Annotated in this window: 8 protein-coding genes; 5 read left to right on the plus strand and 3 right to left on the minus strand. The window is 63.1% G+C overall.

Annotated features, from left to right (window positions below):
• Position 1: 1 nt before the first annotated feature.
• The gene (locus KME78_RS54725; protein WP_219537985.1) at positions 2 to 1,561 is read left to right on the plus strand and encodes an extracellular catalytic domain type 1 short-chain-length polyhydroxyalkanoate depolymerase; all 1,560 of its coding nucleotides are present in this window, start codon (positions 2 to 4) and stop codon (positions 1,559 to 1,561) included.
• 71 nt (positions 1,562 to 1,632) lie between these two features.
• Positions 1,633 to 1,797 (plus strand): hypothetical protein, encoded by a 165-nt coding sequence (locus KME78_RS54730; RefSeq protein WP_219537986.1) that lies wholly within the window; start codon positions 1,633 to 1,635, stop codon positions 1,795 to 1,797.
• Positions 1,798 to 1,977: 180 nt separating this feature from the next.
• Here the strand turns inward: KME78_RS54730 and KME78_RS54735 are convergent, their stop codons facing one another.
• Entirely contained in the window at positions 1,978 to 2,844 is an 867-nt protein-coding gene (locus tag KME78_RS54735; protein ID WP_219537987.1) for a hypothetical protein, read from the minus strand.
• 1,741 nt (positions 2,845 to 4,585) lie between these two features.
• Here KME78_RS54735 and KME78_RS54740 point away from each other — a divergent pair.
• From KME78_RS54740 to KME78_RS68305, 3 genes are all read left to right on the plus strand, one after another.
• Positions 4,586 to 5,329: a helix-turn-helix domain-containing protein gene (locus KME78_RS54740; RefSeq protein WP_219537988.1), complete on the plus strand. Its 744-nt coding sequence runs from the start codon at positions 4,586 to 4,588 to the stop codon at positions 5,327 to 5,329.
• A 266-nt stretch (positions 5,330 to 5,595) separates the two neighbouring features.
• The gene (locus tag KME78_RS65555; protein ID WP_246654528.1) at positions 5,596 to 6,633 is read left to right on the plus strand and encodes an NPP1 family protein; all 1,038 of its coding nucleotides are present in this window, start codon (positions 5,596 to 5,598) and stop codon (positions 6,631 to 6,633) included.
• A gap of 39 nt (positions 6,634 to 6,672) precedes the next feature.
• The gene (locus KME78_RS68305) at positions 6,673 to 6,861 is read left to right on the plus strand and encodes a TIGR02391 family protein (RefSeq protein WP_219537989.1); all 189 of its coding nucleotides are present in this window, start codon (positions 6,673 to 6,675) and stop codon (positions 6,859 to 6,861) included.
• Between the two features lie 32 nt (positions 6,862 to 6,893).
• Here KME78_RS68305 and KME78_RS54755 read toward each other — a convergent pair whose 3' ends face one another.
• Positions 6,894 to 7,088, minus strand: coding sequence for an STAS domain-containing protein (locus tag KME78_RS54755; RefSeq protein ID WP_219537990.1), 195 nt, complete (start codon positions 7,086 to 7,088; stop codon positions 6,894 to 6,896).
• Positions 7,089 to 7,395: 307 nt separating this feature from the next.
• A partial coding sequence (locus tag KME78_RS54760) for an ATP-binding protein (protein ID WP_219537991.1) occupies positions 7,396 to 7,748 on the minus strand: 353 nt, incomplete at its 5' end.

Consider the following 7,748-nt stretch of genomic DNA (forward strand, 5'->3'; position numbering starts at 1 on the left):
AATGAGACGGTTGACCACGGTGCTGGCTGGTGCCTGCGCCGCGGCGCTCTTTGCCGTCATGACCGTGGTACTCGGATCGCCGGCCGTCGCCGCCACCCTGGTGGAGGTGACCAGCTTCGGCAACAACCCGGGCAACATGCGGATGCACGTCTATGTGCCGGACTCGCACCCGGCCTCGCCGGCGATCGTGGTGGCGATGCATGGCTGCGGCGGCTCCGGTCCCGGCTTCTACCAGGGCAGTGAGTTCGCCTCGCTGGCGGATCGATACGGCTTCATCGTCATCTACCCGACCGCCACCCAGTCAGCAGGGTTCGGCAACTGCTTCGACACCTGGTCGGACGCTGCCAAGCAGCGCGGCGGCGGCAGCGATCCGGTCTCGATCACCTCAATGATCGACTATGTCGAGCGGAACTATCAGGGAGATCCGAACCGGGTCTACGCCACTGGAAGCTCGTCCGGCGGCATGATGACCCAGCACATGCTCGCCGTCTACCCGGACGTGTTCAAGGCAGGGGCCTCCTTCATGGGTGTGCCCTTCAACTGCTTCGCCGGCGCCTCCGACTATCCGCCCGGAAGCAGCAGATGCACCGGCGGGAGCATGGACCGAACACCCCAGCAGTGGGGCGATGCGGTCCGCCAGGCGTACCCGGGATATTCCGGCCCCCGCCCGCGCATGCAACTGTGGCACGGCACCAGCGACACCCTCGTGCCCTACTCGCTGCTGCGAGAGTCGATCGAGCAGTGGACCAATGTGTTCGGGCTGAGCCAGACCCCGACCGGCACCGACACCCCGCAGGCGAACTGGACCCGCAGCCGGTACGCCAATCCGTCCGGCACCGTGCAGGTGGAGGCGTACAGCATCCAGGGCGCCGGGCATGCTCTTCCGCAGAGCGGTATGGCCCGCTACGCCATCGAGTTCTTCGGCTTGACCACCAGCCCGACCGACACCACGCCGCCGAACACGCCAGGCACCCCGGTCGCGTCCAACGTGACCGCCTCCAGTGCCACGCTGACCTGGACCGCGTCCACCGACCAGGGCGGCTCCGGCTTGGCCGGCTATGAGATCCTGCGCGCTCCCGGCGCGATGGGCGGCACGTTCACCCAGATCGGCACCTCGGCCACGACCTCGTTCACCGACACGGGCCTGACCGCGAACACCACCTACCGCTACCAGGTCCGGGCGCGCGATGCCGCTGGCAACGTCTCACCGGTCTCCAACACCGTCCAGATCACCACACAGGGCGGCACGACCGGTGCCTGCTCGGCCACCCCGACCGTGCAGTCCCAGTGGGGCAACGGGTATGTGATCCAGCCGCTGACCATCACCAACACCAGCACCTCGACGATCACCAGCTGGACCGTCACCTTCACCCTGCCGGCCGGGCACACCCTGACCGGCTCGTGGAACGCCACCGTCACCTCCAGCGGCCAGACCGTCACGGTCAGAAGTGTCAGCCACAACGGCACGCTCGCGCCGGGAGCCAGCACCACCAGCTTCGGCTTCCAAGCGAGCAGGCCCAACGGCAACACCGCCCTGCCGTCCGGCTACACCTGCGCCTGACCATCAGCGCGTTTCCCGTGCTGATGTATCCCGCGCACCCATCCGCCTATGAGCTGCTGCAGAAGCACCGCATGCGCGAGCCCCGTCTGGTCGACCAGGGCCACCTTCTCCCGATCAGTTTCGGGTGGCAGAGCGGCCGCATAGGCGAGCGCAAACACGTCATCAGCGCCGCGGTGGGCGTCAGAGTCAGCCCCGAAGGCGAAGGCCACCAGACGCTCTCCCACGATCAGCGCTAGCCGACGCGCATGGGGCAGCCATTGGCTACGGCCATCGCGGCGTCGGCACCTTTGCGGGCCGACCACATGACAGACGGGACAGCTGTGCATGTGGTTCATGCCTTATCTGTTCCCGACTACGGCTGATCCGACCCGAGTTCGATGGGAGATAACCACAACATCGGACTCGGCGCGGATCAGTTACGGATGTATCGAGTTCGATGGTGTCTCGTCTCCTGAGGGAAGCTCATCCCCAAGGATTGCACTTGCCGCCTGGCGCAATGTTCGCCCATCGCCAGGGTCGATAAAGCCCACGAGGAGCGCCAGGATAAGGGGACTGAGGAACGTGGTTTCCGTCTCGCGGTCGATCGCCTTCGCGTACCCCTCGTGACTCTCTTCCTCCCAGAGAACGGCGCGGAAGGCGAGGGCCTTCCCAACAAGATGTAGGGCGAGGGTCAGGTCTTCCACATTGACGCCCGGTCGAAGGCGTAGGCCACGATTATTGAGGATATCGGAATACACAGCTCTCCAGCTGTTGACCTGGATCTGATCGGCCTGCCGAAGTACACGTGTCACCGTTGGATCGTGGGAGAAGAGAGCTTGGAAGGCTACCTGTAGGCGAAACGTCGGGTTCTGGTGTCTGCCATCTACTTCTTCGTAGGCAATCCGTTCGATCAGAGGCACCGCCGGCGTCTTGGCCATGGCCTCCTGCAGATCATGCATCTGCTCAGGGTGCTGCTCGCTCCACACCGAGGACCTCACACCAAAGGCGATGAGGTCCAGAAGGTATGAAGACATGTGCTTCCATCGGCGCCGAAGCGCGCTTTCGGTGAGAGAGCTGCCGTTTTCGCTTTGTTGAGCCTCGCCGACGACGCTGCGCCGGGAGATCCCGGCTATCTCCTCCAGTCGAGCCGGACATCCGGCGGGTCCTTCGAGGCCCATGTGCCGACGGAGTAGTCGCTCTCCCGCAAGCAGCAGCTCCCACGCCTGGTCGTCGGCCAATTCCGGATCGATTTCGACCAGTACGGCGGAGAGGTCTCCACGTCGAATTGGAAGAGAGTTCGTCATCTTGCGTCCTTCCTGCCCTTCTGTCCCGTTTTTTGACAATGCCCAGTTGGGTGGCCAGACAGTAGCGTTGACAATTGCCGATATGCCATGGTTCTGGCGAACGCCGAACAGGCTAGCCCATACCGGGCGCCCTGTGTACATGCGTCCTGCGATACCTCGTCTCCTGCCCAACCCCATGCAGGCGGCCCGGAACTCCTTTTTACGATCCTGTGATCCATCGGAGACATAACCCGAAAGCGTCTCCTCTCGCCAACGCTTGACGAAACACAGACATCGTCACAGGAAGTACCGCCATTGGACAGGTTCTCAACAAGCCCTACATAGGCAGTCCATCAGGCAAACAACTCTTCATATTAAAGGAGAGCAAGTGACCAAGCGCACGTCCATAATCGCTTTCGTCTTCGCAGCGACATCTGCGGTGACCGCCGTCGTCCTTACAGCGTCCCCCATACCCGCTCAGGCAGTAACGCTAGGTCCTATGCCGGGCCCCTCCGAACGACAGTTCTGCGGCATACCGGTCGTCAATCACTTCATCCCCGCCTGCTCTAACGGCCGTTGGGAGCCCCGACAGCTCAAGACCATGCGGTGCATCGTGGGGCACGCTCCTTACTCCGGCTTCCTCGGCATACCGAAGATCACCTACTGGGCAGCTCGATGCGCGGAAAGCGATTGGCGTCAGTGGTAGTTCCATGAAGAGGCAGGGCCCGCTGAACGTACTATCCAGCGGGCCCTGCCTTCGCCACTACCGCCGAGGTCCATAAGTAAGTCGCGGGCCTGCTGGATCGTCCACGCTCAGCTCGAGTTGCGGCCGCACCAAGGGTGTACACGCGTCGGGTGGCGATGTCTATCACGAACAGCACGTACAGGAAACTCAGTAAACCGTGTCGACGTAGAAGAAATCGACGGCCAGCAGCCCTATGGTCTGAGCGCGCATGATGGTCCCCCACAAGGTGGCGGCGTCTCAGGGAGCCAACCGACTCGCCAGCCCAGGAGGATCCACTGCACGGTCGCTTCGCTCACGCGCTCGCCGAGCCTGACCAGTTCACCACGCATCCGACGATATCCCCAGGTCGGATTCTCTCGCCCCAGTCCCTTCTTGCTCATCCTCGGGCGGCCGGACCAGTTCGGATACGTCCACCGATCCAGGCCCAAGCGCCCGTGCCAAGCCACCAGAGTGCCCAGCGTCACCAGCCGATGAGCCCGCAACCTCAGCGGCAAAACTCGCGCCAGCGCGGCCAGGACCGCTCGATCGGTCCAGTCCGGCGGGGTGGGGACGACCTGACGCCGCGACACCGCCACCTCACGCCGCAGCACCATGATCTCGGCGTCCTTGACAGCCTCACTTCGGCCCAGGAGTGCCGGCCAGCCGAACACCTGGGCCACAGGCCAGATACTGGATATAGACAGACAGAAGAACCGATCTTGCCCGTATAGCCGCATCAGGTCGGTCCATAGGTCAATAACCATACATCGACCTTGAAGCGGCACAAGTCATGCCAGTCCGATTTATCCGTTATTCCATCCGGTGGGCTGGCCGTCCAACCCGAAGATTCAACCTTCCCGAAGCCGAACCGGAGCAGAACGGCATACTGGAAACCTTCCTTTTAGTTGGATTGGCGGCGATGAGTCGACTTCGTCCGGAATGATGACTACTCCTACTGCGCCAGAGGGTGAGCGAGAAACGACGGGGCGAATTTGCTGCCCACCAAAGAGATCGTTCGTCCGTACACGAGGATCAGAGATGAACGACACACCAGACCCAGCGGCCCGACTTAGAGAGACGATCAAGAAGTTAGCGGGGTTTACGGACGGAGGAACACAGGAATCACGAGCACGAAAACTCGGAATATCGGACACGGCACTGTCCAACTATCTCGCTGGCACACAAATACCCCGTGAAGACACACTCGCCAAGATGTTGGACAGCGTCGGCGTACCGATGCACGAGCGCGGCAAATACCTCAAAATCCGACAAGAAGCTGATAACGCCGCGCGACGGCGGCCAAACGGTCTAAACGGGCAAGCCCCCCAAACCGACGCTCCGCCACCGGTCGAGGCGCAGATCCCCCTCAAGCACTCGTCCAAACGACAGAAAGAGCAGTTCCGGCCACGCCATTGGTTTCTGGGAGGGCTGGCGGGTTCGACTGTCATACTCGCAGGAACGGCCGTGTGGGCTGTGTCAACATCGAACCCTGAATCGCCCGCTGAACCGGCCCATGCGATTTCGCTGCAGTGCAGCCTGGTGAACTCGGCGTCATCACCGGTGTACGTCAAAATCGGCGATCCAGAACCGGTCAAGTCAAAGATCAAGGGAGACCGTGTCCGGCTCGTTCCGATCGCCCGTAAGACGGGACCCGACGGCAAAACCTACCAGGCGGTGGCTCTGCCCGATCCCCACGACAGTCCTAACGGAATCGGCTGGATGCCAGTGGCTGACCTGATACCCGACCCTCGCCACTGTGCGAGCTTGGGCAATCGACCCTGATCGAATGCGGGCACGCCCTCCGCTAAGTTCCCAGTATTCCCCTTTTCCGCATTTTTCCAGCTCAGAGGCCATCGGGAATTCCCGTTTCCCGGATCCTCTGGTCCATTGCGGCGAATCTGCGCGAGCCTTCAAGCCGTCATCGCGCGGCGAAGCGCGGATGCCCATAGGAAGGACACTCTCCGTTGTACAGAGTTCTTAAGCGCCGAAGGATCATGGCACGCGCCGGCCTCGGCTCCACTCTCCTAGCAGCGACCGGCATGCTCCTCATGAACGCCGCCTCGGCCGCCCACGCGGACGGTCCACACCTGTCCGCCACCGCAGGCGACGTCGGCAAGCGTTGGGCTGTGTGCGCCAAAGACGTGACCGTTCGCGACTCCCCCGGCGGAAGGATGATCGGCACCCTCTACGGTCCACAGCAGGGCAGGCCGGCCCAGTCGTTCACCATCACCGGCGTCGCCCAGGGCGGACAGTGGGTCAGCGGGCACGCCTGGGGTCACGTCAACAAGGATGGCTATCTCCAGAACGGCTGGTTCTGCCGGGAGAACGTTCCGCCGACGAACGAGCCAGCGTCTCCGGCGCCATCGGCTTCCACGCCCGCAGCGGGGCAGCCGGTGGCGGAGGCCAGTTCCTCCGGGCCGCCCCGTGCTGTGCCTGCCATGGCCAGCGAGCTGGCACGGAAGTTCCAGCCCGCCTACGACTACGACAAAGACGGCTGCTACCCCACCCCGGCCATCGGCTCCAATGGCGCCATAGCCTCAGGCCTGAATCCCTCCGGCGCCCTCAACGGCAATTGCCGTGACCGCTCAGACCTCGACAACACCAACGGCTACGCCCGCTCGGCGTGCGGCAACGGTTGGTGTGCCATCATGTACGCCCTCTACTTCGAAAAGGACCAGGCCACCGTCTTCGGCGGAGGACACCGGCACGACTGGGAGCACGTCGTGGTGTGGGTCAAGAACAACCGCGCGATGTATGTCGCCGCTTCCGCTCACGGCGAGTACAAAATTCGGCCCAGTAGCCAGGTCCGCTGGCAGGGAAGTCATCCAGAGATCGTCTACCACAAGGACGGCGCCCTGACACACGCCTTCCGCTTCGCAAGCGCAAGCGATGAACCGCCGGAGAACTATTACCGACGCTGGCAGTTCCCCGGCCTCGTCGGCTGGAACAGCTTCCCTCCAGGCATTCGTGACCGGCTGGCCCGAGCGGACTTCGGGGACGCCAAACTCGATCTCACGGACGGCAGGTTCACTCAGAATCTCGCCAAGGCCAAACCGGCCGGCATCTCCTTCAATCCCGATGCCTGAGGAACGCTGACCGGGGAGACGCGCATCCAGTGCTTGAGGATGCCGTCTCCCTTTTCGTCAGCCGTCCCGGCGGGCCTGTTCAGCACCTTCCGAAACCCCAGTGCGCACGCACCTAGAGTTCTCTTGGCCACCCCACGGTCAGATGCCCTCTACGTCCTGACTCTGATTTCAATGCTGCACCGACGCCTCGACTCCGCGGTGGTAGCCCTTGAGGTGCGGGCCTATTGAGCGTGGCGGGCGGCCAAGGCGGCGTGGACCGCCTATTCCATGGTGGGATAGGTGGGCAGGTGGGTGTCGAGAGCGGTGATGGACAGTACGCGGGCGGGACCGCCGCAGGCCGCCGCGAGATGCACGCTCACGCCTTCGTTGTCGCAGGTGCGGGCGCAGGCCAGCAACACATAAAGGCCGGAACTGTCCATGAACGACAGTTCGGCCGGGTCTCTTGCATCTTGCATGCCGCCATGACCGTCGCCTCCTCAGGTGCGAGGCAGCCTACCGCCGATCAAGGACGATGAGTGTGCACCGGAAATGCATGCTTTGTCCCGTAATCATGGTCGAACCTTTGCTTCGTCTGCTGTCCAAATCTGGACTTGATCACAGGTATTTAAAAGGTGACAGGGATCAGGTGGCCCAGGTGATCGGGCCGCGCCAACATGACACCACCGAGCGACATCATCCGCCGTGCACCGCGACCACGTGTCAACGGCCAAGTGCGTGTCGCCGCTGGTGGCCATGTAGAAGTCCCCAGTTCTTCGAAGTTGACTACTTCTTGATCAGGCGTGCTGGCGTCCTGGTGCGTGCCTGTTTCATCCGGAAGGACTCGCCTTCGGTGACCACGACGATGCTGTGGTGCAGGAGCCGGTCCAGCAGGCTGACGGCGGTGGTGTGTTCGGGCAGGAAGCGTCCCCATTGGTCGAAGGGCCAGTGTGAGCCGATGCCGAGCGCGCGGCGCTCGTAGGCGGCGGCGACGAACCGAAACAGCAGCTGAGCGCCGGTGTCATCGAGTGGGGCGAAGCCGACCTCGTCGATGACGATCAAATCGGCGCGCAGCACGTTCTCGATCACCCGGCCGACGGAGTTGTCGGCCAGCCCCCGATAGAGCGTCTCGACCAGTT

It is taken from the genome of Nonomuraea guangzhouensis (genome assembly GCF_019396345.1).
GTDB classification, from domain to species: Bacteria; Actinomycetota; Actinomycetes; order Streptosporangiales; family Streptosporangiaceae; genus Nonomuraea; species Nonomuraea guangzhouensis.

Bases quoted from the DNA above. Each gene is read 5' to 3' on its own strand.
- KME78_RS54725 (WP_219537985.1), top strand. From the start codon at position 2: ATGAGACGGTTGACCACGGTGCTGGCTGGTGCCTGCGCCGCGGCGCTC.
- KME78_RS54730 (WP_219537986.1), top strand. From the start codon at position 1,633: ATGCGCGAGCCCCGTCTGGTCGACCAGGGCCACCTTCTCCCGATCAGT.
- KME78_RS54735 (WP_219537987.1), bottom strand. From the start codon at position 2,844: ATGACGAACTCTCTTCCAATTCGACGTGGAGACCTCTCCGCCGTACTG.
- KME78_RS54740 (WP_219537988.1), top strand. From the start codon at position 4,586: ATGAACGACACACCAGACCCAGCGGCCCGACTTAGAGAGACGATCAAG.
- KME78_RS65555 (WP_246654528.1), top strand. From the start codon at position 5,596: ATGAACGCCGCCTCGGCCGCCCACGCGGACGGTCCACACCTGTCCGCC.
- KME78_RS68305 (WP_219537989.1), top strand. From the start codon at position 6,673: ATGCCGTCTCCCTTTTCGTCAGCCGTCCCGGCGGGCCTGTTCAGCACC.
- KME78_RS54755 (WP_219537990.1), bottom strand. From the start codon at position 7,088: ATGCAAGATGCAAGAGACCCGGCCGAACTGTCGTTCATGGACAGTTCC.